Source organism: Amycolatopsis roodepoortensis (assembly GCF_014873915.1).
Lineage (GTDB): Bacteria > Actinomycetota > Actinomycetes > Mycobacteriales > Pseudonocardiaceae > Amycolatopsis > Amycolatopsis roodepoortensis.
In genome coordinates, this window is sequence record NZ_JADBEJ010000008.1 from 1047603 (window position 1) to 1072859 (window position 25257).

Below are 25257 nucleotides of genomic sequence, written 5' to 3' on the forward strand. Positions count from 1 at the left end.
CCGGCCGGGCGCGTGGCCCTCGCAGGACCGTACCGCGCTGCCCACCCGCACCCCTGCGACCTGCTTCACACGGCAGGCCGACCTGCGTTTAGCCCCCTAATCGCGATCTGAGGGTCTGGAGCGCCGAGGCCACCGGATCGCGTTTAGCCCGCTAAACGCGACATGCGGGCGGGAGAGCGGGAGCGACTTTAGCCCCCTAATTGCGATCCGGCGGTGGGGCGCGGGACCGGGGTGCGGGGCCCCGGCGCGCGTCGCGTTTAGCGGGCTAAACGCGATCCGGCGCAGGGGGAGCGGCCGCGCCACCCGATCGCGTTTAGCCCGCTAAACGCGCTCCGGGGCGCTGGTCGTAGGCTGGGTAACCGTGCTGGTACTGGCCATCGACACCTCGACCCCGGCGGTCACCGCGGGCCTCGTCGCCCTGGACGGCGACGTCCTCGAGTCGCGCGGCGACCGCGTCACGGTCGACCCGCGCGCGCACGGCGAGCTGATCACGCCCCACGCCCTCGAAGCCGTCAAGGCCGCGGGCGTCACGCTTCGCGACCTCGACGCCATCGTCTGCGGCGTCGGCCCCGGCCCCTTCACCGGCCTTCGCGCCGGCATGGCCACCGCCGCGTCGCTCGCCCACGCCCTCGGCATCCCCGCGTACCCGGTGTGCAGCCTCGACGCGATCGCCGCCGACGTCGCCCCCGGCGAAGCGCCTTTCCTCGTCCTCACCGACGCGAGGCGCCGCGAGGTCTACTGGGCCGCGTACGCCGCCGACGGCTCGCGCACCGACGGCCCCCACGTCGAGCGGCCTGCCGACCTCCAGACCACCATCAAGGTCGCGGCGGGCGACGGCGCCCTCCTCTACGCGGACGCCCTCGGCGTCCAGCCGATCGAGCCGCGCTTCCCGTCGCCCATCGGGCTGGTCAAGGCCGCCCGCAAGGACTTTGACAACGAGCCCGCCCCGCTCACCCCGCTGTACCTCCGTCGCCCGGACGCCGTCGAACCGGCCGCGCGCAAGAAGGTGACCACGCCGTGAGGCTGGAACCCTTACGCCGCAAGGACATTCCCCGCTGTGTCGAGATAGAGAAGATCCTCTTCCCCGGCGATTCGCCGTGGAGCGCCTACGCCTTCCACGCGGAACTGGACGGCGGCGGCTACTACCTGGTCGCCCGGCCGGATGAAAGCGACGAGGTCATCGGTTACGCCGGGCTCGCCGTCGTCGGCCGCCGCGGCGACTACGAGGCGAGCATCCACACGATCGGCGTCGACCCGGCCTACCAGCGCAAGGGCATCGGCACCACGTTGCTGAAGGCGCTCCTCGATCGCGCGGACCAACTCGCCGCGCCGGTCTTCCTCGAAGTCCGCACCGACAACGACGCGGCGATCACGCTCTACGAGCGGCACGGTTTCGAACGCGTCGGTCTCCGGAAGCGCTACTACCAGCCCTCCGGCGCCGACGCCTACACGATGGCCCGCCCGCGGGCCCAGGTCCGAGACGAGGTGGCGGGCTGATGCCGCGCATCATCATGGGCATCGAGAGTTCGTGCGACGAGACCGGCGTCGGTCTCGTCCGTCTGCACGACGACAACACGGTCGAGCTGCTCGCCGACGAGGTCGCCTCCAGCGTCGACCAGCATGCCCGCTTCGGCGGCGTCGTGCCCGAGGTCGCCAGCCGCGCGCACCTGGAGGCGATGGTCCCGACGGTCGCGCGAGCCTTCGACAAGGCCGGCTTGAAACTGTCCGATGTGGACGCGATCGCGGTTACCGCGGGACCAGGCCTCGCGGGTGCGCTCTTGGTCGGCGTCGCCGCGGCCAAGGCCTACGCCGCCGCGCTCGACATCCCGCTCTACGGCGTGAATCACCTGGCCGGGCACATCGCCGTCGACACGCTCCAGCACGGCCCGCTGCCCGACCGCTGTCTCGCGTTGCTCGTTTCGGGCGGGCACACGCAATTGCTGCTGGTGGACGACATCGCGTCCGAGATCACCGAGCTCGGGTCCACTGTGGACGACGCGGCAGGCGAGGCCTACGACAAGGTCGCCCGCGTGCTCGGCCTGCCGTATCCCGGCGGCCCGCCCATCGACAAGGCCGCCAAGAACGGCGACGGCGCGGCGATCGCGTTCCCCCGCGGGATGACCGGCCCGCGTGACGCCAAATTCGATTTCTCCTTCTCCGGCCTGAAAACCGCCGTCGCGCGCTGGGTCGAAGGCGCCGAACGCCGCGGCGAGGACATTCCCGTCGACGACGTCGCCGCGTCGTTCCAGGAGGCCGTCGCCGACGTGCTCACCATGAAGGCGATCCGAGCCGCCAAGGAACACGGCGTCGACACACTGGTGATCTCCGGTGGTGTGGCGGCGAATTCGCGACTGTCCGAACTCGCCGCCGAGCGCTGCGCCGAAGCCGGGATCACCCTGCGGGTCCCGCGGCCGCGGCTGTGCACGGACAACGGCGCGATGATCGCCGCGCTCGGCGCGCACGTGGTCGCCGCCGGACGGCCGCGCGCATCGCTCGATTTCTCCGCGAATCCGGCGTTGCCGGTGCAGATCGTCTCGATCTAACGCGATTCGGCGGCGGTGCGCGGCGCTGGGGCGAGATTGAGCAGTTCCTCCAGCGCGGCCACCGACAACGCGGCGGCATTGCCGTCACCGTAAGGGTTTCCGGCGTGCGTCGGATGGAGGTCGCCACGCAGGACCTTCGCCGCGGTGTCCGCGATGAGACCGGTGTCCGTCCCGACCAGCCAGGCGCAGCCCGCCTCAATGGCTTCGCGCCGTTCGGTGACGTCGCGGAGCACGAGGACGGGCGTGCCGAACGTCGGCGCTTCCTCTTGGATACCACCGGAATCGGTCAGGACGAGTTCCGCGAGCCGCAGCGCGCGCACGAGGTCGGGATACTCGAGCGGCTCGGTGATCGTCACCCGCGGGGTCCCGCCGAGTGCGGTCGTCACCTGATCCCGCACCGCCGGATTGGGATGCACCGGGAACAGCACTTGGACGTCGCTGTGCTCCGCGACGATCAGTTCGATGGCGGCCAGCGTGCGGCTCAACGGCTCGCCCCAGGACTCGCGCCGATGCGACGTCACGAGGACGAGGCGTTCACCGGCCTCGGCGATTTCCATCTCCAGCAAGGCGAGCGCGGTGTCCCGCGCCGGGAGATCCCGCTCGGCGATCGCGATCACGGCGTCGACGACGGTGTTGCCGGTGACCGCGATCCGCTGGCGCGGAACACCTTCCGTGCGCAGGGCGGCCGCGGCGGCCGGTGTCGGCGCGAGATGCAGGGCGGCGATCCGCGAGATCATCTGCCGTGTCCCCTCTTCGGGGAACGGCGCGGCGAGGTCGTGCGTGCGCAGGCCCGCTTCCAGATGCACGACCGGGATGCCCTGCCAGAACGCGGCGAGCGCGCCGGCCAGCCCCGTCGTGGTGTCGCCCTGGACGACGACCGCGGCCGGGGAGACACGGCGCAGCACGTCGTCGAGCGCGGGCAGTAGCCCGGAAACGAGTTCCGCCTGGGTGCCGGTGGTCCTGGGCGGGGTGTCGAGCCAGGCGTCGACCGGCAGTCCGAACGGGATCAGCGCCTGTTCGACCATGCCCTGATGCTGTCCGCTGTGGACGACGAAGGGCCGTAGGTGCGGGTGCTCCGCCAGCGCCAACGCCAGCGGCGCGAGCTTGACCGCCTCCGGCCGCGTTCCGGCCAGCAACATCACATCCACGCGTTCGCGCTCCTCATCCACATTTCGAGTGTCCCGCAAAACGCGGGTGATGGCCGCCGGCGCGCGAGGGGCCCACGCCGGCGGCCGTTCCTTCCGGGGAAGCGTCAGCTCCCCATCTCGCCGAGCCGTTTCGTGCGGCGATAGCCCGCGATGACCGCGATGGTTCCGAGAACCAGCAGGATCACCCCGACGGCCAGCCACCAGCCGACATCGGCCCCGGTGGCGGCGAGGGCACCCACCCCGCCACCGGCGACGCCGACTCCGGCGCCAGGCAACTTGTACATTTCGACCTCACTTCACCCAGGTCAGGCGGTGGTCGCCGGACGCCGGTTGCGGACGACGCGGATACCGACCGGGATGGCGACGGCACCGAGCAGGCCGAGACCGATCCACAGCCCCGCGCCCGAAGCGAGCGGCACGGGCAGACCGGCCGGACCGCAGGTCGCCGACGAGACGATCACGTCACCGGAACCGAGCGGGGTGAGGGCTTCGCCGAGCAGCTTCACGTGGATGGCGTTGACCGTGAGGCTGCCGTCCTGGTTCTTGATCTGCTCGTTCAGGATGATCGTCGCGACGTTGACGGTGCCGAGGCCGACCTTGATCTGCGTGTTCGGCGCGGGCGTCGAGTCGACCGTCCCCGCACTGCCGAGGTTCGCGCCGACCAGGTTGGTCGCACCCTGCACACCCTTCTGGGTCGCGGTGCAGGTGGCTTCGACGACCTTGACGCCGACGTTACCGAGTGCGCTCTTCAGCAGCGGCAAACCGACATCGGCGGTGCTGGCCTTGGCGGTCACGGCACCGGAGTTGTCATCGCGCTTGGCTTCGGTGTTGATCGCGCCCGCGGTGAGCACGCCGGTGAGGTCGACCTTCGCGAGGCTGTTGGCGGTCGGCCCGGAGGTCTTCGCCTCGGCGAGCGGCCCGGCTTTCACCGCGTCGAGGCCGAGGAGTTTCACATCGACCTTGACGCCGTACGCGGAGCCGTCGCCGGGGGCCGCCGAGGCGGGCGCCGCGCCGGCGATGGCCACGCTCGCCACCACAGCGGCGAGCAGTCCACCTCGTCGCAAGAGGTGCGTGTTCTTCAACTGGTCCTCCGAATTGATTGGTGGGGGAGTTTCTCTTGATCTGCGGTCGGCACGAGGGCACAACCGCCGCGGACGAATCCTCAGCTGGCCTGACTCGGCTCGCGGACCGTCTATCGGTGAGTGTTTCTTAAATTGAACAAAAAACTGCGAGGATCACCGGATCAGGTGATCTTGCGGGACATTTACCGCAGGTCGCCGGAGGCGTCACTCTTTCGGCCTAGTCAGTTTCTCCACGATCGTGCCGAAAGGGCCCATGATCACGTTGGAAATGTGAACCCCGGTCGAAAGGGCCGGTTCCCGCTGGCTTACTCTCGTCGGCGAGTTCCTGTCCGCTGTGCCGGATCCCCGTCGTCTGCTGCGTCTTTCCTGAGAGGGTCACCGTGGCCGTTGCGAGCGCTCCTTTGCCGAGTTCCAGCCGGTTTCCGCTGCGTATGGCGGTGCTGGCGGTGCTCGCCGTCGCGGTCGGCCTGGTGCTGGCCGAACGTCTGTACCGGGTCTTCGAAGTGCAACTCTCCGGCCTGATACTGAGGGTTATCACCACATCGGGTGTCTTCGTCGCCGGTGAACGCGAGACTGTCTACTTTGGGTTGTCGGGCGATACTCCACTCGGGTTAAGAATGACTCCGGAATGCTCGTCGGCATTCATGTTGCTGCCACTGCTTCTGGTGACCGCCGTCATGTTGTATTTCCGTCCGAAAAATGCGAAGCGACTCTTCACCTCGTTGCTCATTTCCGCGATCGTCGTCATTCTTGTCAATCAGATGAGGGTTTTGGCCATCGTCGGTCTCGTGAACGTGATGGGTATCGACGAAGGTTATTACTGGGGACACACCCTGCTCGGTTCGATGGTCAGCGTCCTCGGCGGCGCGATCGCCCTCGTGCTGTTCGTCTGGCTGAGCACCCGCAAGCCCCGTGCCGAACGCGTGGCCGCCTGATGGGCGGCGGCTCGATCAAGATCCTGCTGGCGATCACGCAGGCGTTCGCGCTCACGATGAGCGTGGCGTTCATCGTGTACGTGGTCGTGATCGTCGTGCCGTACCTGCGGCGCAAACCCGCCCCCGTCGGCGACGCCGCCGACTTCACCTGGCACTTCTTCGTTCCGTGCCGGGACGAACAGACCGTCATCCGGGAAACGGTGCGGTACCTGCGGTCGACGTTCCGGCACGCGCATGTCTGGGTCGTCGACGACGACTCCGAGGACCGCACGGCGCGGGTGGTGAGGTCGATCTGGCGCCGCAACGGCGGCTACGACCCGTACCTGCACCTCGTTCCCCGGCGCCGTCCGGAGGCGAGGACGGGCAAGGGCGACGCGCTCAACGCGGCGTACCAGGCGCTCAACGACTGGATGGGCCCGGACGCGAGCCGTGACGACGTGGTCGTCGTGGTCGTCGACGCGGACGGGCGGCCGGCGGCGAACTGCCTGGAGGTGTGCGCCGCGGACCATCTCTTCGGCGACGAGACGATCGGCGCCGTCCAGCTCGACGTCTGGATGGGCAACGCCGACACCCGGCCGCCGGGGAAGAACTGGTTTTCGCGTGCTTTCGGGCTGAAACTGGCCCAGATGCAGGATCTGGAGTTCCGCACGGCCATCGCGGCCATCCAGACCTCGCGCGGCTTCACCGGCACGATCTCCATGGGCGGCAACGGTCAGTTCACGCGACTGTCCGCATTGGACTCGATCGCCGGGCCGGACGAACAGCCGTGGCGCGGTTCGCTGCTGGAGGATTTCGAACTCGGCGTGCACCTGCTGACCGCGGGCTGGCGGACCGGCTACACCCCGGATTCCCATGTGAAGCAGGAAGGTCTGTACAGCCTGCGGCGGTTCCTGGTGCAGCGCACGCGCTGGGGCCAGGGCACGATGCAGTGTTCGCGATATCTCCGGCGGATCTGGGATTCACCGCACGTGAGCACGCTGGGCGCGGCGGAGATGATGTACTACCTCGCGCAGCCGTGGATGCAGCTGCTCGGCTCGTTGCTCTACCCGATCCCGTTCATCCTGCTGCTCTTCAGCACCGCCGGCGATCCGGCGCAGGTGTGGACCTGGTTCGCCGACGACGGCGCGTGGATCCTGTTCGCCATCTACGGTTCGTTCGGGCTGCTGCCGTTCATCGTCTGGGGCCCGATCTACCAGTTCAAATGCCTGAAGAGCCGCAATGTCCTACGTGGACTGGGGATGGGCTTCGCCTACGCGCTGTACATCTACACGTTCTACATCACGTCGTGGCGGGCGCTGTTCCGGCTGGTGCGCGGCCGCAACGGCTGGTCGAAGACGCGGCGGAACACCGAGCACGCCCCCGGGGTCAAGGTCGCGCTGGACTCCTGACCCCGGGGACGGCTTTCAGAGCGCGGGCAGGATCCGGACGTCATCCGCCTTCACGAAGGCGATGCGGTGTCCGAACTGGATCTGCACGTACTTCGTCTTGCCCTTGACGACCACGTGGTTCGCCGGGTCGAACGTCGTCGCCGAGTAGTACTCGGAGCCGAGCACGTTGCCGACGGAGTACCGCTGCCCGGCCGAGAACGTGTACGGCAGCGGGACGACCTGCTGTACCGGAACGTTCGCCGGGTAGGCCTCGGCTTCGGGGTACGCGCGGCCGAACACCGGCACGGTCGCCAGGCCGGGCTTCGGCGTGACGACCAGGCCGAACGCCGGGCTCGTCGTGCGCTGGTCGCGGAACCAGCCCTTCTGGCCGAGGTACCAGATCGCCGTCCAGCCGTCACGGCGCTCGGCGACGACGTACCGCTGGCCGGTCTCGGCCCGGCTGCCGATGTCGGAAACGGCCATCGTGCTCGCCGAACCGTCCGGGCGCAGGCCGATGTCCTTGAGCAGCGGCGCCGAGTCGCTCGGCTCACTGCGCAGCACGACCGAACCGGAACCCCTTGCCGGGCAAGGCTTTCCGGCGGCCTCGCAGCCGGTGAACGCGGGCTGGTTCGTGGCGAAGTCCGGGGTGATGGTCACCAGCGGTGAGCCGGGACGGCCGAAACCGGAAAGCGGCGCGCCCATCAGGTCGAAGTAGTGCGCCCAGTCCCAGTACGGGCCCGGATCCCAGTGCATGCCCCGGATCGTCGAGGGGAGCGTGCCGGGGACGTTGTCGTGGCCGAGGATGTGCGCGCGGTCGAGCGGGATGTCGTACTTCCGCGCGAGGTAGCCGACGAGCTTCGCGGAGGTGCGGTACATCGCCTCCGTGTACCAAGTGCCCTTCGCGGCGAAGCCTTCGTGCTCGATGCCGACGGACTTCGCGTTGACGTACCAGTTGCCCGCGTGCCAGGCGACGTCCTTGGTCGGCACGTGCTGCGCGATCTGGCCGTCGGACGAGCGGATCGTGTAGTGCCAGCTCACGTACGTCGGGTCGGTGACGAGGTCCATCGCCGTGTCCCAGTAGCCCTCGGTGTCGTGGATGATGATGTATTCGACCTTCTGGCTCTTCGGCCGGTCCGCCTTGTCGTGGTTGCCGTAGTCGTTGTTCGGCAGCTCCTGGTACGGCGCCGGCACCGAAAGGCACGAGATCTTCTTCGGGCACTCGATCTTCGGGTCTTCGGCCTGGGCGCGCGCCGGGCTCGCCGGTGACGCGGCGAGGGTGACTTTCTGGCCGTCGTCGGTCCTGCGGCTGACGCCCTTGGAGATGGTGTCGAAGACTTCGTCGGCGAAGGACTGCGCACCCTCCGCGTCCTTCGCACCGCTGTAGCGCGCGACGGCGGCCCGCCAGTCGCCGGTCTCGCGCTGGTACTTCGCCAGCAGAGCGGCGCCACCGCGGATGTTCTGCGTGGTGTTCGTGCGCAGCGTCGCGACGTCCTGACCGATCAGCGCGGCCGCGTCGTCGATCGTCTGGAGGCCGGGCGGGGGAGGCTTCGGCGCCGGAGTCGCGGGGAGTTTCGCCGGGCGAGCGTCGTCGCCGCGCGGGTCCTCCTCGCCTTCGTCGTGATGCGTGCCCGTGCCCGCTTCGCGCAAGTCGGTCAGGTGCATCGGGCCGTACCCGGCGGACGTGCTGGGCGTGCCCGCGTTGAAGTCCCAGCGTGACTCCAGGAAGGAGACGCCGAGCAGGACGTTCTCGGGGACGCCGAACTCCCGCGCGGCGGCCGCGAAGTCCCGCTGACGCTGCTGGTCCGTGGGGGCGGCTTCGGCGGGGACCGCGGCGAGAAGGCCGGCGGCGAGGGCGAGGACCGCGAGCCCGGCGGTCCGTTTGGACCGGCGCCGGAGCGGCTCGAGGGTTACGGGACGGAAGGGACGCGGCATGGGCGTATACCCCCAGTGACTAGGTCTGCTGAACAGGACCGACCCCAATGGTCGGAACCTAACCAGAAACCGGCTTGGTCCGTAAGGCCCCTTCAGATCGCGATTAGGGGGCTAAACGCAGGTCGGTGGCAAGGTGGGGGCATGGAGCTTCTGCGGGAGAAGGACCACGTCTTCCTCGACTTCGACGGGCCGGTGTGCGACCTGTTCGCCAGGCTGCCGGCGAGCGAGGTCGCGGACAGGCTCAAGCGTCTCGTCGAGCCCGAGGTGATCGCCTCGGACGATCCGTTCGACGTGCTCCGGTTCGCGGCCTCGTGCGGCCCGAACGCCGCGCATGTCGTCGAGCGGCAGCTCAGCCGCTTCGAGGGGGAGGCCGTCGCGCAGATTTCGCCGTCGCCCGGTGTTGCCGGCGTGCTCCGTGACTGGCGTGCGCAGGGGTTCACGGTGACGATCGTCAGCAACAACTCCGTCGACGCGATCCGGGCCTTCCTAGGGCTGCACGAGCTTGCCGAGTTCGTTCGCGGGATCAGCGCGCGGACGACGAGCGACCCCGCGAAGCTGAAGCCTCAGCCGGTGCTCCTCGACGCCGCGGTGAAGGCTCTCGGCACGTCGCCGGGGCAGTGCGTGATGGTCGGCGACTCGGCCGCGGACATTCTGGCCGCCCGCGCCGCCGGCGTCGCTTCGATCGCCCTGGCGAAGACACCCGCCAAGCGCCGAGCCCTCGCGGCCCTGGACCCCGATGCCCTGGTGACCGACCTCGCGGACTTGCGTTTAGCGGGCTAATCGCGATCCGGTGGTGCCGGGCGGAGGAAAACCGCCGGTCAGGGGCTCGGCGGGGGAGATTCCCCGGGGTGAGCGGACCCTCCTTGCGAAGCTGGCACTCACATGGCTAGAGTGCTAATTGCACGGCCCGAACACGCCCCGGCACCCGCGACGGCGGGGGTGGTAGGAGCCGTAACTAATCCTGCCAACGCTTTCGACGACCGTGGAGGTCAACCCGGTGAGCGTGAACATCAAGCCGCTCGAGGACAAGATCGTTGTCCAGACGAGTGAGGCCGAGGAGACGACCGCTTCCGGCCTCGTCATCCCCGACACCGCCAAGGAGAAGCCCCAGGAGGGCAAGGTTCTGGCCGTGGGCCCGGGCCGCATCGACGACAAGGGCAACCGCGTTCCGCTGGACGTGGCTGTCGGCGACGTCGTCATCTACTCCAAGTACGGCGGCACCGAAGTGAAGTACAACGGTGAGGACTACCTGATCCTTTCCGCTCGCGACGTGCTGGCCGTCATCAACTGACGTCCGCTCTCAGCGCATGACGCCCCGGGCCCCGCATTGCCGGGGGACGGGGCGTTCGTGTTTTCCGAGCTTTAGAACTGGAAGGTAAGCGGAACAGGCCATGCCCAAGCAGATCAGTTTCGACGAGGACGCTCGTCGCGCGCTCGAGCGCGGGGTGAACAAGCTCGCCGACGCGGTCAAGGTCACCCTCGGCCCGCGCGGTCGCCACGTCGTGCTCGACAAGAAGTTCGGTGGCCCGACCATCACCCTCGACGGCGTCACCGTCGCTCGTGAGATCGAGCTCGACGACGCGTTCGAGAACCTCGGCGCCCAGCTCGCCAAGAGCGTCGCCACCAAGACCAACGACGTCGCCGGTGACGGCACCACGACCGCGACCGTGCTCGCGCAGTCGTTGGTGAAGGTCGGCCTGCGCAACGTCGCCGCCGGTGCCAACCCGACCGCCGTCGGCCGTGGCATCGAGGCCGCCGCGGAGAAGGTCATCGCGGTCCTCAAGGAGAAGGCGACCCCGGTCAAGGGTCGCGACAACATCGCCCAGGTCGGCACCGTCACCTCCCGTGACGCGGCCATCGGCGCCCTGCTCGGCGAGGCCGTCGAGCGGGTCGGCGAAGACGGCGTCATCACGATCGAGGAGTCGTCCACGCTGGCGACCGAGCTCGTGATCACCGAGGGTGTGCAGTTCGACAAGGGTTTCCTGTCGGCGCACTTCGCGACCAACCCGGAGGAGCAGAAGGCGATCCTCGAGGACGCCTACATCCTGCTGGTCCGCGAGAAGATCTCGGCCCTGGCCGACCTGCTCCCGGTGCTGGAGAAGGTCGTCGAGGCCAAGAAGCCGCTGCTGATCATCGCCGAGGACGTCGACGGCGAAGCGCTGTCCACCCTCGTGGTGAACTCGCTGCGCAAGACGATCACCGCCGTCGCGGTCAAGGCGCCGTTCTTCGGTGACCGCCGCAAGGCGTTCCTGGACGACCTCGCGGTCGTCACCGGCGGCGAGGTCATCTCGGCCGAGATCGGGCACAAGCTGTCCGAGACCACGCTGGCCCAGCTGGGCAACGCGCGCCGGATCGTCGTCACCAAGGACGACACCACGCTCGTCGACGGTGCCGGCACGAAGGACGACATCGCCGCGCGCGTCGCGCAGATCCGCAAGGAGATCGAGAACACCGACTCCGACTGGGACCGCGAGAAGCTGCAGGAGCGGCTGGCGAAGCTCGGCGGCGGTGTCGCGGTGATCAAGGTCGGCGCGGCCACCGAGACCGAGCTGAACGAGCGTAAGCACCGCATCGAGGACGCCGTGGCTTCGACCAAGGCGGCCGTCGAAGAGGGCATCCTGCCCGGCGGTGGTTCGGCGCTGGTGCACGCGGTCAAGGAGCTCGACGGCGGCCTCGGCCTCGAGGGCGACGAAGCGACCGGTGTCCGCATCGTCCGCGACGCGCTGTCCGCCCCGCTGTTCTGGATCGCGACCAACGCGGGCCACGAGGGCGCGGTCATCGTGAACAAGGTCCAGGAGCAGAGCTGGGGGCACGGCTTCAACGCCGCCACCGGTGAGCTCACCGACCTGCTGGCCGCCGGCATCGTCGACCCGGTCAAGGTGACCCGGTCCGCGGTGGCGAACGCCGCTTCCATCGCCCGGCTCGTGCTCACGACGGAGAGCTCCGTCGTCGAGAAGCCGGTCGAGGAGGAGCCCGCCGCGGCCGGTCACGGCCACGCGCACTAGTTCCACCCCTGAAGCGGGGCGGTACTCCATCCGGAGTGCCGCCCCGTTTTGCTGCACCCGCTCGCCGACCTGCGTTTAGCCCCCTAATCGCGATCTGCCGCCGACCTGCGTTTAGCGGGCTAATCGCGATCCGGGGCGGGGAGCGGCGGCCGGGCGGACCTGCGTTTAGCGGGCTAAACGCGATCCGACGCCGGAGACGCGGAAGGGCGGCACCCCACCCGGATGCCGCCCTTCCGCGTCGCCGACTCGGCCGGATCAGCCGTTCGACATGCTCAATTGGCGCTTGTCCGCCTTGATGATGTGCTCGCGTTCCGATTCCGACAGCCCGCCCCAGATCCCGTACGGCTCGTGCACGGCGAGCGCGTGGTTCCGGCACATGGCCAGTACCGGGCAGGCCAGGCACACGGCTTTGGCCCTCGCCTCGCGGCGGGCTCTGGCCGGCCCGCGCTCGCCGTCAGGGTGAAAGAAGGACGCGCTGTCCATGCCTCGGCACGACCCTTCGAGCTGCCAGTCCCATACATCCGCGTTGGGCCCCGGGAGCCTGCGTGTGTCCGCCATCCTGACCGCCTCCGTCATCCGGTCGAAGCGTTTACCTGCTCTGCTGCGCTGCGGATACTCCATTCGGTGCAACGGCGGTAACGTTAGAAGCGCGCCAATACTTGTTCAAGAGATTCAAGACGATTCAGCCGTTAGGCATCCCCCGGATGTGTGAGCGGTACTTTCCGTTCCGGTTGCCGCCGTCCCTGGCTGCCTGGATATTGGGTCGAGTGGGATCTCGGATCAGCAGTGAAGAACCCACCCTGCCGGTGGCCTCGGTCGCTCGTCGGCTCGGGGTCGCGCCGTCCACCCTGCGCACCTGGGACCGCAGATACGGCGTAGGACCGAGCCGCCACACCAACGGCCGTCACCGTCGCTACGGCAGCTCCGACATCGGCCGCCTCGAACTGATGCAGCGCGCGCTGCTTCGCGGCGCCTCGACGGCTGAAGCGGCGAAGTACGCGCTGGAGCAGATGCCCCGGACGGCGACGGAGCCGCCGGAGGCCGTCGTGGTCCAGGTGGAGGAGCGCGCCGCGGCGCCAGCCGAAGATCACGACGTTCCGTCCCGTCTCGCCAGGCGCTTGAGCACCGCCGCGCTCGCGATGGACTTCGGCGCGGTCCAGCGCATGCTCGCCGACACGATCCGCGAACTCGGTGTCCTGCCCGCGTGGACCGGTGTCGTCTCGCCGGTCCTGACAGCGCTCGGCGCGCGCTGGCGCGGTGTCAGCGCCGGCGCGGAGGTCGAGTATCTGCTCGCCGAATGCGTGTACGCCGCCCTCGTCCGCGCGACGCCGGTGCTGCGCGAACCGCGTAACCAGCGCCCGGTCCTGCTGACCTGCGTGCCGGACGAGCGCGACAACCTGCCCATGTACGCGCTCGCCGCGGCGCTGGCGGGACGCCGGATCGGCGCTCAGCTGTTCGGGGCGTCCCTACCCGCCGAAGTGCTCGCCGTGACCGTGCGCCGCAGCGTCCCGGCGGCGGTGGTCCTCTGGTCGGGACGGCGCGCGACGGCGGACCCTCGTCTGTTCGCCAGAGTGTCCCGTGGCCGTCAGCGCAGCAGGCTCTTCGCGTGCGGTCCCGGCTGGGATCCCGCCACCCTCCCGGACAAGATCGAACTGCTCGGCGAACTCACGACCGCCGCCGACCGGATCGAGCACGTTCTTGTCGGTGCGAGGCGATAGAAAGGACGCATGGAATCGTCCTTGCGGTCCGCCGCGTTCGGCGACGGCCTGCCGCCGCCGAGCTCCTTCGCGGTGCCCGTGTCGCCTCGCGGCCGGTTGCTCGCCGCGATCGGGCTCGGCGCCCGCGGCCGGTACGCGGCGGCGGCCACGCTGCTGAACGATTTGCGCACAGGCAAGGATCCGGTGGTCGCGTCGCTGGCCGCGAGCACGCTGGCCTCGCATCGGCGGCAGCTGGGCGGGCACGCGGCGGCCCTGGTCCTCGACGGTGAGGCGCTCGCGCGGGTGATCACGGAGCCGCGAGGCGAACCCGACCCTGACGGTCTGGACGCCGAGGGGGCGCGGGCGGACGCCCTCCTCGGCCTCGCGGCGGACAATCTGGGGCGCGGCAGGCTCACCGCCGCCCGGAGGTTGCTCGCCCGTGCGGGCGCGCACACCGGCGACTGGCGGACCCGGACGAGGGCGGGCTGGGTCGGCGCGGAAATCGAACTGGCGAGTAACATTTCCGCCGCGGCGATCGCACCTGCGGAAATGGCGTGGGAAACCGCGCGCGCCAGGGGCGCCTGCCGGCACGTCGTCAAATCACAGCTTGTACTCGCCGTGACGATCGCGAATGCCGGTTCCGCTGAGCGGGAGCGCGCGAAAGCGCTGGTCGAGAGCGCGCGCGAAACCGCCGAAAAATACGAATTCAATTCACTTCTGTGGGTGGCGTGCCTGGTCGGGGCGGACTTCGGGGCAGGACACGCCGATGAGTATCGATTCAGAGGGGCGGAAGTGTTGCACGCAGTGTTACGGCATGCGGATCCTTGCGGGAGGTGGCTCGCCCGGGAATCTCCGTGGGTACCGCTCTGATGGCGTCTAGCCTGTTGGAGGGCCCATTCCGGCAACCGGGCTAAGAACTTTCAAAAAAAGCCACCGGATCGTGTCAAGGTTCGGGCTAAAGCGTCCGATAGGGGAAGTGGAATGTCACCCGGCTGCAGGAAGGAAACCCCGTGACGACGGTCTTGATCTGCGACGACCGACGCAGTGTCCGCGAAGGGCTCACTCGAGTGATGTCCGCGGTCCCAGGGGTCAGTCGCATCGACTGCGTAGCGCACGGTGACGAGCTGCTGGCCCGGTACTCCCGTCAGCCGGTCGACGTCGTGCTGGTCGGTACCCAGCGCGCCGTCCCGACCGGCGTCGAAGCCACCCGGCGGCTCGTCTCGGCGAACCCCCAAGCGAACGTGATCGTGTTCGGCGCCCCGGACGACGCGGGCAGCATCGCCGCCGCCATCGCCGGCGGAGCCCGCGGCTACCTGCGCTGGGACGCCTCGCGTCCCGAGCTGGTCGCCGCACTGGCGCACACGCTCGCCAGCACCTCGGTGCCGGCGCCGCGCCAGCCGTCCGACCCCGGCGTCCAGCTCACCGAGCGAGAGCTTCAGGTGCTTCGCGGGATGAGCCAGGGCAAGAGCAACGGGCAGATCGGCCGCGAGCTGTATCTGTCCGAAGACACCGTGAAGACCCACGCGCGCCGCTTGTTCCGCAAGCTCGGCGTGCGAGACCGCGCTCAGGCGGTCGCCCACGGATTCCGTCGTGGGCTTGTTTCCTGACAACGCTTTCTTGATTTCAACGGCGAGATCGCACAACGGGTGACGAACGGGCCGGGGGTGTACCCCTGGCCCGTACCTGTGTTCCCTGTCACGCTTCGCGCTTTTATGTTCACCGCTCGGGCACCCTGGCCCGAGCGAGTCCGCCTCCGGGCGGACCGTCGTACCCCGCTGTGTTCCGGCTCGTCGGATTTCGGCCACGAGCGAAAGGGACCAGGAAGATCCGGGTTCAGCGCGCTCGCCGGCAGGCGGCGCGCCGATGACGGCCGTCAACGAAGGCGGCGAGCCCGAGCGGTACGGTAGCTGTCACCGGTAGTGGATTCCGAAGTCACACGCCGGACTCTTTGCACGCCTATACGTAACACTGGGACTGTTGTCTGCGATGGCCAATGTGGGGGACGGACTGGATGAGCCGGTCGCCGCTGCTGTTGAGGGTGATCCTCAAGCGGTCGAGCGGTTGCTGGCGGCCATCCGTCCTTTGGTAGTGCGGTACTGCCGCGCTCGGGTTGGCAGGCAGGAGCGTTCGTTCGCTTCCGCAGACGACGTTGCTCAGGAGGTGTGTCTCGCGGTGCTCACGGCATTGCCTTCGTACCGTGATCAGGGCCGCCCGTTCCTGGCCTTCGTCTACGGGATCGCCCAGCACAAGGTGGCCGACGCGCATCGCGCCGCGGCCCGCAACCGCGCCGAGCCGGTCGCCGAAGTCCCCGACGAGGTCGAGGGCGGCGTCGGTCCCGAGCAGCGTGCCCTGCAAGGCGAGCTGAACGAGCGCATGTCGCAGCTGCTGCGCGTTCTTCCCGACAAACAGCGTGAGATCGTGGTCCTGCGGGTTGTCGTGGGATTGTCCGCCGAGGAGACGGCAGAGGCCGTGGGGTCCACCCCCGGCGCCGTCCGGGTGGCCCAGCATCGCGCCCTCGCGCGCCTACGTAAGGTTCTGGCCGCTGAGGAGGTGATCTGAGTGACCGATCGCGACCATCGGTTCTCCCCTGGGACCGATCGTGAACTGACGGCCTTCGAAAGAGGGCTGACGCCCTCGGAAGCCGAGTTCGCAGCTGATCTGTCGGCCGTCCAGGCCGACGACGCGCTGCTCGACGCTCTCGGTGGCTCGGATCCGAAGATGGCCGACGACCTCGGCGATCAAGAGCTCAACGCGCTGCTGCTGGCCTGGCGGCGTGACATCGACAGCGAGCCGCTCGCGGAACTCGTCGACGTCGACACCGCCGTCGTCACCGTGAAGACCGCCGCACTCGCCCGCAAACACGGGGGAAGACGCCGGCTGCTGGTCCCGGTGGCCGCCGCCGCGGCCGTCCTGGCCATCGCCTTCGCCGGTACCGGTCTCGCCGCGAAGGACGCGCAGCCTGGTGACACGCTCTGGGGCCTGACCAAGGTGCTTTACGCCGACCACGCCCGGTCGGTCGAGGCCGCCGCGGCGGCCAAACTCGATCTCGAGAAGGCCAACCTCGCGCTCGCCGGCGGGCGCCTCGACGATGCCCGCAAGGCGCTCGACGAAGCCCAGGCCGCGCTGAGCCAGGTGACCGACGAAGAGAACCGTGACCAACTGCTCGAACAGCACCGCCAGTTGAGTGCTCAGCTGCAGAACCCCGTGCAGCCCTTGCCGCCGGATCAGCAGCAGCCGACGCAGACGCCGGTCGCGACCACACCGCAGCCCACTCCGCAGCCGACCCCTTCGCCGACGTCGCTGCCCGGAGGCGGCAACCCTGGCACGAGTCTGCCGGGCACCACGACCCCCTCGCCGACTCCGCCGACCACGACCAGCGAGCCGCCACCGCCCACGACGTCCACGACGCCGCCGGCCTCGGGCAACGACCCCGGTGGCTCGCGTAACGAGCCGTCGCCCGGCGCCGGAGCGCAGGCTCCCGGCGCGGTCGAGACGACGCAGTAACACCCCGCGAACGCCGAAGGGCCTGGTGAGATCTCTCTCACCAGGCCCTTCGCTGTCTCAAATCGCGTTTAGCCCGCTAAAGGCGATCGCCTTTAGCGGGCTAAACGCGATCAGTAGGCGCTTTCGTTGGCCGTGACACCGTCCGCGAAGCCGCGGCAGTAGTCCCAGCTCACGTAGTCCCCGGGGTTCGGGTCGAACGCGGGCTCGTGCGGCCGCATGCGGCCGTCGGCGAGCAGCTGCTCGAGACTGGCGCGCAGCAGATGCCAGTCGTGGTAGTGGGGTTCGTCGCATTCACCGCAGTCGACCACGATCCCGCGCACCCCGCGCGGTTCGAGGAGCGCCTGGTAGACGGCGAGATCGGAGAGATCGGCCAGCAACTCGGTGCGTTCTTCGTCGCTGATCGGCTCGTCGAGCCGGTCGGCGTCGTCGATGAACGCGCGGGCCGGGTCGTCCGGGTCATCCGCGAACGGGTCTGGGGGCAACGCATCTTGCGGCACGCCTGCACGCTACCGGGCGCCCACCCGGGCCGGGCGGCCGCCCGGCCCGGATATCATGAGGGGCAGGCCCTCGCGTCGCCACAGCGACACGTACATCACCGCTAGGAAGGCCCTTCGCCTGCTATGACCAGCGACAGCGTCACCGCCCCCGTCCCGAGCAAGTTCGCCATGCTCGGGCTGACCTTCGACGACGTGCTGCTGCTGCCGGCCGAGTCCGATGTGGTGCCCAGTGCGGTCAGCACCCGCACCCGGCTCTCCCGCAACGTCACCCTGAACATCCCGCTGGTCTCCGCCGCCATGGACACCGTCACCGAAGGCCGGATGGCCATCGCGATGGCGCGCCAGGGCGGGATGGGCGTGCTGCAGCGCAACCTCCCGATCGACGACCAGGCGGCCGCCGTCGAGGTCGTGAAGCGCTCCGAAGCGGGCATGGTGACCGACCCGGTCACGTGCTCGCCCGAGGACACCCTCGCCGAGGTCGACGCCCTGTGCGCGCGGTTCCGGATCTCCGGTGTGCCGGTCACGGACGCCGCGGGGACGCTGGTCGGCATCATCACCAACCGCGACATGCGGTTCGAGGTCGACCACACCCGCGCGGTGCACGAGGTGATGACGAAGCCGCCGCTGGTCACCGCGCAGGTCGGCGTCACCGCGGAGGCCGCGCTCGGGCTGCTGCGCCGCCACAAGATCGAGAAGCTGCCGATCGTCGACGGCGCGGGCAAGCTGCGCGGGCTGATCACGGTCAAGGACTTCGTCAAGACCGAGCAGTACCCCAACGCCTCCAAGGACACCAACGGCCGACTGATCGTCGGTGCCGCCGTCGGCGTCGGCCCGGACGGGCACAAGCGCGCGATGGCGCTGGCCGACGCCGGCGTGGACGTGCTGATGGTCGACACCGCGCACGGGCACTCCCGCGCCGTCGTCGAGACCGTCGCGCTGCTGAAGAAGGAACTGGGCGACACCGTCGACATCGTCGGCGGCAACGTCGCGACCCGGGCCGGCGCGCAGGCGCTGGTGGACGCGGGCGCGGACGGGATCAAGGTCGGTGTCGGCCCCGGCTCGATCTGCACCACCCGTATCGTCGCCGGTGTCGGCGTGCCGCAGATCTCCGCGATCTACGAGGCCGACCAGGCCGCGCGTCCGGCCGGGATCCCGGTGATCGGCGACGGCGGTATCCAGTACTCGGGCGACATCGCGAAGGCGATCGCGTCCGGCGCGTCCACGGTGATGCTGGGCAGCCTGCTCGCGGGCACCGCCGAATCGCCCGGCGACCTGATCCTGGTCAACGGCAAGCAGTTCAAGACCTACCGCGGTATGGGCTCGCTGGGCGCCATGCAGTCGCGCGGGCAGGCGAAGTCCTACTCGAAGGACCGCTACGCCCAGGACGACGTGCTGAGCGAAGACAAGCTGGTCCCCGAGGGCATCGAGGGCCGGATCCCGTTCCGCGGACCGCTGGCGAACGTCGTCCACCAGTTGGTGGGCGGGCTGCGGTCGGGGATGGGCTACGCGGGCGCGTCGACGATCCCCGAGCTGCAGGAGGCGCAGCTGGTGCGGATCACCGCGGCCGGGCTCAAGGAGAGCCACCCGCACGACATCACGATGACCGTCGAGGCGCCGAACTACACCACCCGTTAGTCCGCCCCTTAGGACACTTACCCATCCGGTTCCGTTCCCGGGAGACTTGGCCCGCTGATCAAGTCTCCTGGGAGGAACCCGATGTCTTTCACCTCGCGCCGGACCGCGCTCGCCGTCTTCGCCGCCGCTGCCCTCGGGCTCGGCGGCGGAGTGGCGGCTTCCGCCGTCCCCACCGCTTCCGCCGCGCCTTCCGCACCCGAAACCGCCGCTCTTCAGGCCTCACCGGGTGAGCTGTGGAAGCGCACCGAGCTGTACTTCGGGACGACGAAGCCGGGCGGCGGCGAGCTGACCGACGCCGAGTTCACCGCGTTCACCGACAAGGTCGTCACGCCGAGGTTTCCGGACGGGTTCACCGAGCTGACCGGACGCGGCCAGTGGCGCGGTTCGGACGGCGTCATCTCGCGAGAGAAATCGAAGGTGATCGTCGTCGTGTACCCGTTCAGCGACCGCGACGCGAACCGCGAGATCGAAGAGATCCGGACCGACTACAAGAAGGCCTTCGCGCAGGAATCCGTCCTCCGGACCGACTCCGTGGAGAAGGTCTCTTTCTGACCGGAGCGCCTTTAGCGGGCTAAACGCGAAACAGGTGGGGCGAACGGGGCTGGTGTGACTTCCGGCCCGGTTCGGGTGCCCCGTGCGCAGGTCACCCACGCGGCCTAGCGACAATGGGGTGTAACGGTCGTCGGTGAGAAGGGACTTGACGTGCGGGATCTGGTCGAGATCGGCATGGGCCGCACCGCGCGGCGGGCGTATGACCTCGATGACGTGGAGATCGTGCCGTCGCGGCGCACCCGGTCGTCTTCGGTCGTGTCCACCGCCTGGCAGATCGACGCGTACCGGTTCGAACTGCCGCTGGTCACGCACCCCACCGACGCGATCGTGTCGCCGGGAACCGCGGTGGCCGTCGGCGAGCTCGGCGGACTGGGCGTCCTCAACGCCGAAGGGCTGTGGGCGCGGCACCCGAACGTCGAGGACGCGATCTTCCGCCTCGTCCGGGCGGCCGAGGACACCGAGGACCCGACCGCGATCGTGCGTGAGCTGCAGGAACTGCACTCCGCCCCGATCCGGCTGGACCTGCTGACCGAGGCGATCAAGACCGTCCGCGAGTCCGGGGTCACCGTGGCCGCGCGGGTCAGCCCGCAGCACGCCGCGGAGCTGACGCCGGACCTGCTCGCGGCGGGCGTCGAGATCCTCGTCGTGCAGGGCACGATCATCTCGGCCGAGCACGTCCAGCGGGACGCCGAGCCGCTGGACCTGAAGGACTTCATCGGACGGCTCGACGTCCCGGTGATCGCGGGCGGCGTCAGCGACTACCGCACCGCGATGCACCTGATGCGCACCGGCGCGGCCGGCGTCATCGTCGGGCACGGGGCCAGCCGCGGTGTGACGAGCACCGACAGCGTGCTGGGGATTGGGACGCCGATGGCGACCGCGATCGTCGACGCCGCGGCCGCGCGGCGTGACTACCTCGACGAGACCGGTGGCCGGTACGTCCACGTGCTCGCCGACGGCGGGATGAGCACGTCCGGCGACATCGCGAAGGCCATCGCCTGCGGTGCCGACGCGGTCATGCTGGGCGCGCCGCTGGCCGCGTCGTCCGAGGCGCCGGGGCAGGGGCTCTACTGGACGTCGGCGGCCGCGCACCCGTCGCTGCCGCGTTCGCGCGTGGCGCTGGGGCCGGACTACGCCGTCGACCTGAAGACCCTGCTGTTCGGGCCGTCCTCGGACGCAGAGGGCGTCGTGAACCTCTTCGGCGCGCTTCGCCGCGCGATGGCGAAGACGGGCTACTCGGACCTGAAGGAGTTCCAGCGGGTGGGCCTGACCGTCCGCCGCTGACGCTCGCTCCCGGCCCGGATCGCGTTTAGCCCGCTAAACGCGATCCGGGCCGTTTGGTGTCTCAGGAGTCACATCCGCCCCATCCGCCCCATGCGTCTCTCCTGTGTCGCGTTTAGCCCGCTAAAGGCGCTCCGGCGGCCGGGGGCGATAGTGCGCCGAGCCGAGGGCGCGGGCGATCTTCCGCTGGAGGTCGCGCAGGATCGGGAGGGTTTCGTCGTCCGCGAAGCCCGTGGTGGTCGACCAGTCCATCCCGGAGCCGAAGACGTCGCTGGCGAACACGATCTCGGTCGCGACGAGGGTCTTGCGCCAGTCCGAGGCGCGCAGCGGTTCTTCGTCGGCCAACGCCGCGCGCAACCTTCGCGCCTGTTCGAAGAGATCGGGCACGTCCTCGAAGCCCATCGCGACGGCGAGCTCGTCGGTGCACGCGGCCGGTCCACCCCATTCCGCCAGGCCACAGCGCAGTACCGTGCGCTCGTCACGCGTCAGGTCGATCGCCACCAGGGCATCCGTATCCACCGGTCGATGATGCCCCAGCCGCGTTCGTACATCCGGCTGGAAGGTAACCGGCCAGTAACTTACCTCTGGTCAGAAGGGGTGGCCGGGGTTACAGTCGAGGGTGTGACTGCGAGTAACACCACCACTGAAGACGACTTCGACTACGACGTGATCGTCGTCGGCTCCGGGTTCGGCGGCAGTGTCGCCGCCCTGCGCCTGACCGAGAAGGGCTACCGCGTCGCCGTCATCGAGGCGGGCCGCCGCTTCGCCGACGACGAGTTCGCGAAGACGTCCTGGGACCTTCGCCGCTACGTCTGGGCGCCGCAGGTCGGCTGCTTCGGCATCCAGCGCATCCACATGCTCAAGGACGTCATGGTGCTCGCCGGCGCGGGCGTCGGTGGCGGCTCGCTGGTCTACGCGAACACGCTGTACCGCCCGCTGAAGCCGTTCTACGTCGACCCGCAGTGGTCCCACATCACCGACTGGGAGTCCGAGCTCGGCCCGCACTACGACCAGGCCAGCCGCATGCTGGGCGTGGTCACCAACCCGAGCGTCACGCCGTCGGACGTGGTCATGAAAGGCGTTGCCGAGGACATGGGCGTGGCGGACTCGTTCCACCCCACGCCCGTCGGCGTGTACTTCGGCAAGCCGGGGGAGCGCGCGGAGGACCCGTACTTCGGCGGCGCGGGCCCGGCGCGCACCGGCTGCACCGAATGCGGCGCCTGCATGACCGGCTGCCGCGTCGGGGCCAAGAACACGCTGGTCAAGAACTACCTCTACCTCGCGGAGAAGGACGGCGCGAAGGTCATCCCGCTCACCACCGTGAGCGCGATTAGCCCGCTAAACGCAGGTGGGTACGAGGTGAGCATCAAGAAGACCGGGACCACCTCGCGCAGGTTCCGGCACAAGCTGACGGCCGCGCAGGTGGTGCTCGCCGCCGGCACGTGGGGTACGCAGAACCTGCTTCACAGCATGCGCGACACCGCCAAGCTGCCGAAGCTCTCACCGCGTCTCGGCGAGCTGACCCGCACCAACTCCGAGGCCATCATCGGCGCCGCCCGGACCTCGGTCGACGAGGAGCGGAACTTCAGCCGCGGCGTCGCGATCACGTCGTCGATCCACCCCGACGAGAACACGCATATCGAGCCCGTCCGCTACGGCAAGGGCAGCAACGCGATGAGCCTGCTCCAGACCATCGCCACCGAAGGCGATTCGGCGGTCCCGCGCTGGCGCCAGGCCGTGAACTTCATGTTCAAGCACCCGGTCCAGACCGTGAAGCTGCTCAACGGCTACCGCTGGAGCGAGCGGACCGTGATCCTGCTGGTGATGCAGAGCCTCGACAACTCCATCACCACGTACACCAAACGCGGGCTCTTCGGCCGCCGCAAGTACACGTCCAAACAGGGCCACGGCGAGCCGAACCCGAGCTTCATCCCCGCCGGGCACGAAGCCAACCTCCGCACCGCCGAGCGGATCGGCGGCATGGCGGGCGGCACCTGGGGCGAGATCTTCGACATCCCGCTGACGGCGCATTTCATCGGCGGCGCCCCGATCGGCACGGCGCCCGACAACGGCGTGATCGACCCGTACCACCGCGTCTTCAACTACCCCGGTCTGTCCATTGTGGATGGCTCGGCGATCACGGCGAACCTCGGCGTCAACCCCTCGCTGACCATCACCGCGCAGGCCGAGCGGGCCTTCTCGTTCTGGCCCAACAAGGGTGAACAGGACAGCAGGCCGCCGCAGGACTCGCCGTACGCGCGCCTCGAGCCGATCGCCCCGAAGAACCCCGCGGTTCCGGCGGACGCGCCGGCGGCGCTTCGGCGCTAAGTTGAGGAGGTGACAGCCTCCGAACGCGCACACGTCCTGCTGAACCGCGTCCGCGCCCTGCACGAGGAATGGGCGCGGCTGGCGCGCGGGCTCGACGAGGAGGCCGTGCACGCCCCGAGCGGTTTGCCCGGCTGGACGCGGGCGCATCTGCTGTCCCACCTCGCGCGCAACGCCGACGGCCTGGTCAACCTCCTCACCTGGGCGAAGTCGGGGGTCGAGACCCCGATGTACGCCGGTGAGGCGGCGCGGGACGACGACATCGAGAGGGGTGCGTACCGGTCCGCCGGGGAGATCGCCGAAGATGTCGTCGCGTCCGCGGCACGGTTCGTCGAAGTCGCGTCGACCATGCCGGACGACGCGTGGCAGGTCCGCGTGCGCGCCCGGCAGGGTCGCGAGATCCCGGCCGAGTTCGTGCTCTGGCTCCGCCTCTCGGAGACCGCGATCCACCTGGCCGACCTCGATCTCGGCTACGACTTCGCCCGCGTCGCCGAGCTGCTCGGCGCCGAGTTCGAGATCGTCGTCGGCAACGCCATCGGCATGTACGGCGGCGAACTGCCCGCCGTCCTGCTGGTCGCCGTCGGCGCAGACGGGACCCGTCACGAGTGGCGGATGGGCACCGGAGAGCCGGTCAAGCTGACCGGCTCCCCGGGCGACGTCCTGGCGTGGATCACCGGCCGTAGCGATGGATCCACTTTGGACGGCACCGCGCCGCCGCTGCCGCATTGGCTGTGACGGCACGGTCCACAAAGGACTAGGCGCGGAACGAGTCCACGCCGAACTGCTTGGCGATGTCGTCGAGCATGGCGTGCGCACCCTGGAGGCTCACCGAGGTGAACCAGGTGGTGTCGTTGACGTCGATCTTCTTTCCCTTGAGGGTTCCCCAAAGCGGGTTCGACTGGAACTTCGTCATGGGGTTTTCGGCCTGCTTGGTCTCGTCGGTGTAGCTGGCGATGAAGATCGCCTCGGCGTCGAGCTTCCCGATCTCTTCCTGGCTCAGGTCGTTGGAGATCTTCGCCTTGTTGTCCGGCTGGCCGGCGGGGCGCTGGATCCCGGCGTCGGCCATCACGCTCCCGGGGAACGACGCGGTGCTGTAGAGCCGCACCGTCGGCTCCCCTTCGATGAAACGGACCACGGAGGCCGTCACCGGCTTGCCGAGCTTCGCCTTGACCGCGTCGCCGACCTTGCGGGCGCGCTCCTCGTAGGACTTGATCTTCTGCTCCGCCAAGGCTTCCTTGCCCAGCGCCTTGCCGAGCATCCGGACGTTGTCCTTCCACGTGGCCCCGGTGGTCTGGCTGAACACCGTGGGTGCGACCTTGCTGAACTCCGCGTAGAACTTCTCGTGCCGCACCTTCGCGGACACGATCAGCTCCGGCTTGATGTCGTACAGCTTCTCGATGTCCGGGCTTTCGAGCGCGCCGATCTCCTTGGCGCCCTCGGCGAACTTGCGGTCGTCGCCCAGGTAGTCCGGCAGCTTGTCGTAGTTGCGGTACTTCGTGTACGCCACGACCTTCGTTTCGAGCGCCAGTGCCGCGTCGACGTAGCTGGAGTCGAGCGCCGCGACGGTGGTGGGCTGCTTGTCGATCGTGGTCGACCCCATCACGTGTTCGATGGTCCGCGGGAATCCACTTTGGCCGGTGCCGGTGGAGGCGGATTCCTGTTCTGCGCCACCGCATGCGGAGAGTGCCAGGCAGGCGGTCACGGCGAGGGTGAGGACTGCGCGCCGGGGTGGGGTCATGGGTCACTCTTTCTGT

General features: G+C 69.2%; 26 protein-coding genes. 18 read left to right on the forward strand and 8 right to left on the reverse strand.

Annotated features, from left to right (window positions below; all coding sequences use genetic code 11):
* Positions 1 to 361: 361 nt before the first annotated feature.
* The 3 genes from tsaB to tsaD are packed head-to-tail and all read left to right on the forward strand — an operon-like array spanning position 362 to position 2543.
* Entirely contained in the window at positions 362 to 1021 is a 660-nt protein-coding gene (tsaB, locus tag H4W30_RS42815; protein WP_034304364.1) for a tRNA (adenosine(37)-N6)-threonylcarbamoyltransferase complex dimerization subunit type 1 TsaB, read from the forward strand.
* A complete protein-coding gene (gene rimI / locus H4W30_RS42820; RefSeq protein WP_192747859.1) occupies positions 1018 to 1497 on the forward strand; it encodes a ribosomal protein S18-alanine N-acetyltransferase in 480 nt (159 codons plus the stop codon). Before tsaB ends, rimI begins: the two co-directional genes overlap by 4 nt.
* Positions 1497 to 2543: a tRNA (adenosine(37)-N6)-threonylcarbamoyltransferase complex transferase subunit TsaD gene (gene tsaD / locus H4W30_RS42825; protein ID WP_192747860.1), complete on the forward strand. Its 1047-nt coding sequence runs from the start codon at positions 1497 to 1499 to the stop codon at positions 2541 to 2543. Before rimI ends, tsaD begins: the two co-directional genes overlap by 1 nt.
* Here the strand turns inward: tsaD and wecB are convergent.
* The 3 genes from wecB to H4W30_RS42840 form a co-directional block, all read right to left on the reverse strand.
* Entirely contained in the window at positions 2540 to 3691 is a 1152-nt protein-coding gene (gene wecB / locus H4W30_RS42830) for a non-hydrolyzing UDP-N-acetylglucosamine 2-epimerase (protein WP_126736664.1), read from the reverse strand. The genes tsaD and wecB overlap by 4 nt on opposite strands.
* Before the next feature lie 104 nt (positions 3692 to 3795).
* Positions 3796 to 3975 (reverse strand): LPXTG cell wall anchor domain-containing protein, encoded by a 180-nt coding sequence (locus H4W30_RS42835; protein WP_007031099.1) that lies wholly within the window; start codon positions 3973 to 3975, stop codon positions 3796 to 3798.
* Positions 3976 to 3996: 21 nt separating this feature from the next.
* Positions 3997 to 4773, reverse strand: coding sequence for a choice-of-anchor P family protein (locus tag H4W30_RS42840; protein WP_192747861.1), 777 nt, complete (start codon positions 4771 to 4773; stop codon positions 3997 to 3999).
* Between the two features lie 431 nt (positions 4774 to 5204).
* Here H4W30_RS42840 and xrtP point away from each other — a divergent pair, with 431 nt between their 5' ends.
* Both xrtP and H4W30_RS42850 read left to right on the forward strand, forming a co-directional pair.
* Positions 5205 to 5708, forward strand: a complete 504-nt coding sequence (gene xrtP / locus H4W30_RS42845) for an exosortase P (RefSeq protein ID WP_034304374.1) — start codon at positions 5205 to 5207, stop codon at positions 5706 to 5708.
* Positions 5708 to 7096 carry a glycosyltransferase gene (locus tag H4W30_RS42850; RefSeq protein WP_034304376.1) on the forward strand — a complete coding sequence of 463 codons (1389 nt, stop codon included), beginning with the start codon at positions 5708 to 5710 and terminating at the stop codon, positions 7094 to 7096. Before xrtP ends, H4W30_RS42850 begins: the two co-directional genes overlap by 1 nt.
* Before the next feature lie 15 nt (positions 7097 to 7111).
* Here H4W30_RS42850 and H4W30_RS42855 read toward each other — a convergent pair whose 3' ends face one another.
* Positions 7112 to 9007 (reverse strand): N-acetylmuramoyl-L-alanine amidase, encoded by a 1896-nt coding sequence (locus H4W30_RS42855; protein WP_192747862.1) that lies wholly within the window; start codon positions 9005 to 9007, stop codon positions 7112 to 7114.
* 141 nt (positions 9008 to 9148) lie between these two features.
* Here H4W30_RS42855 and H4W30_RS42860 point away from each other — a divergent pair, with 141 nt between their 5' ends.
* From H4W30_RS42860 to groL, 3 genes are all read left to right on the forward strand, one after another.
* Complete coding sequence (locus H4W30_RS42860) at positions 9149 to 9787, forward strand: HAD family hydrolase (RefSeq protein ID WP_192747863.1); 639 nt, start codon at positions 9149 to 9151, stop codon at positions 9785 to 9787.
* Between the two features lie 217 nt (positions 9788 to 10004).
* The gene (gene groES, locus H4W30_RS42865; protein ID WP_009072407.1) at positions 10005 to 10298 is read left to right on the forward strand and encodes a co-chaperone GroES; all 294 of its coding nucleotides are present in this window, start codon (positions 10005 to 10007) and stop codon (positions 10296 to 10298) included.
* A 100-nt stretch (positions 10299 to 10398) separates the two neighbouring features.
* The gene (groL, locus tag H4W30_RS42870) at positions 10399 to 12012 is read left to right on the forward strand and encodes a chaperonin GroEL (RefSeq protein WP_192747864.1); all 1614 of its coding nucleotides are present in this window, start codon (positions 10399 to 10401) and stop codon (positions 12010 to 12012) included.
* A 255-nt stretch (positions 12013 to 12267) separates the two neighbouring features.
* Here the strand turns inward: groL and H4W30_RS42875 are convergent, their stop codons facing one another.
* Positions 12268 to 12570, reverse strand: coding sequence for a WhiB family transcriptional regulator (locus H4W30_RS42875; RefSeq protein WP_034305019.1), 303 nt, complete (start codon positions 12568 to 12570; stop codon positions 12268 to 12270).
* 248 nt (positions 12571 to 12818) lie between these two features.
* On the opposite strand from H4W30_RS42875, the gene H4W30_RS42880 reads away from it, so the two are divergent.
* The 5 genes from H4W30_RS42880 (at position 12819) to H4W30_RS42900 (ending at position 17213) form a co-directional block, all read left to right on the forward strand.
* Positions 12819 to 13730, forward strand: coding sequence for a MerR family transcriptional regulator (locus H4W30_RS42880; RefSeq protein WP_192748034.1), 912 nt, complete (start codon positions 12819 to 12821; stop codon positions 13728 to 13730).
* 9 nt (positions 13731 to 13739) lie between these two features.
* The gene (locus H4W30_RS42885; protein WP_192747865.1) at positions 13740 to 14579 is read left to right on the forward strand and encodes a hypothetical protein; all 840 of its coding nucleotides are present in this window, start codon (positions 13740 to 13742) and stop codon (positions 14577 to 14579) included.
* A 140-nt stretch (positions 14580 to 14719) separates the two neighbouring features.
* The gene (locus H4W30_RS42890) at positions 14720 to 15316 is read left to right on the forward strand and encodes a response regulator transcription factor (protein ID WP_003073605.1); all 597 of its coding nucleotides are present in this window, start codon (positions 14720 to 14722) and stop codon (positions 15314 to 15316) included.
* A 379-nt stretch (positions 15317 to 15695) separates the two neighbouring features.
* The gene (locus tag H4W30_RS42895) at positions 15696 to 16268 is read left to right on the forward strand and encodes a sigma-70 family RNA polymerase sigma factor (protein ID WP_026467317.1); all 573 of its coding nucleotides are present in this window, start codon (positions 15696 to 15698) and stop codon (positions 16266 to 16268) included.
* Positions 16269 to 17213: an anti-sigma-D factor RsdA gene (locus H4W30_RS42900; RefSeq protein WP_192747866.1), complete on the forward strand. Its 945-nt coding sequence runs from the start codon at positions 16269 to 16271 to the stop codon at positions 17211 to 17213.
* Positions 17214 to 17323: 110 nt separating this feature from the next.
* Here the strand turns inward: H4W30_RS42900 and H4W30_RS42905 are convergent, their stop codons facing one another.
* Entirely contained in the window at positions 17324 to 17710 is a 387-nt protein-coding gene (locus tag H4W30_RS42905; RefSeq protein WP_005166667.1) for a DUF5319 domain-containing protein, read from the reverse strand.
* 123 nt (positions 17711 to 17833) lie between these two features.
* On the opposite strand from H4W30_RS42905, the gene guaB reads away from it, so the two are divergent.
* The 3 genes from guaB to H4W30_RS42920 all read left to right on the forward strand — a co-directional run bounded on the left by guaB (position 17834) and on the right by H4W30_RS42920 (position 21181).
* Positions 17834 to 19345, forward strand: a complete 1512-nt coding sequence (gene guaB, locus H4W30_RS42910; protein WP_126736620.1) for an IMP dehydrogenase — start codon at positions 17834 to 17836, stop codon at positions 19343 to 19345.
* 81 nt (positions 19346 to 19426) lie between these two features.
* Complete coding sequence (locus tag H4W30_RS42915; RefSeq protein WP_192747867.1) at positions 19427 to 19897, forward strand: DUF3574 domain-containing protein; 471 nt, start codon at positions 19427 to 19429, stop codon at positions 19895 to 19897.
* Positions 19898 to 20047: 150 nt separating this feature from the next.
* Positions 20048 to 21181, forward strand: coding sequence for a GuaB3 family IMP dehydrogenase-related protein (locus H4W30_RS42920; RefSeq protein ID WP_126736622.1), 1134 nt, complete (start codon positions 20048 to 20050; stop codon positions 21179 to 21181).
* Positions 21182 to 21301: 120 nt separating this feature from the next.
* Here H4W30_RS42920 and H4W30_RS42925 read toward each other — a convergent pair whose 3' ends face one another.
* Positions 21302 to 21697, reverse strand: coding sequence for a hypothetical protein (locus H4W30_RS42925; protein ID WP_318780779.1), 396 nt, complete (start codon positions 21695 to 21697; stop codon positions 21302 to 21304).
* A 102-nt stretch (positions 21698 to 21799) separates the two neighbouring features.
* Between H4W30_RS42925 and H4W30_RS42930 the strand changes: the two genes are divergently transcribed.
* Both H4W30_RS42930 and H4W30_RS42935 read left to right on the forward strand, forming a co-directional pair.
* The gene (locus H4W30_RS42930) at positions 21800 to 23506 is read left to right on the forward strand and encodes a GMC oxidoreductase (protein WP_192747868.1); all 1707 of its coding nucleotides are present in this window, start codon (positions 21800 to 21802) and stop codon (positions 23504 to 23506) included.
* A gap of 9 nt (positions 23507 to 23515) precedes the next feature.
* On the forward strand, positions 23516 to 24238 hold the full coding sequence (locus H4W30_RS42935; RefSeq protein WP_192747869.1) for a maleylpyruvate isomerase N-terminal domain-containing protein: 723 nt from the start codon (positions 23516 to 23518) through the stop codon (positions 24236 to 24238).
* A gap of 19 nt (positions 24239 to 24257) precedes the next feature.
* On the opposite strand, the gene H4W30_RS42940 is transcribed toward H4W30_RS42935, so the two are convergent.
* Complete coding sequence (locus H4W30_RS42940; protein WP_192747870.1) at positions 24258 to 25241, reverse strand: ABC transporter substrate-binding protein; 984 nt, start codon at positions 25239 to 25241, stop codon at positions 24258 to 24260.
* Between the last annotated feature and the right edge of the window lie 16 nt (positions 25242 to 25257).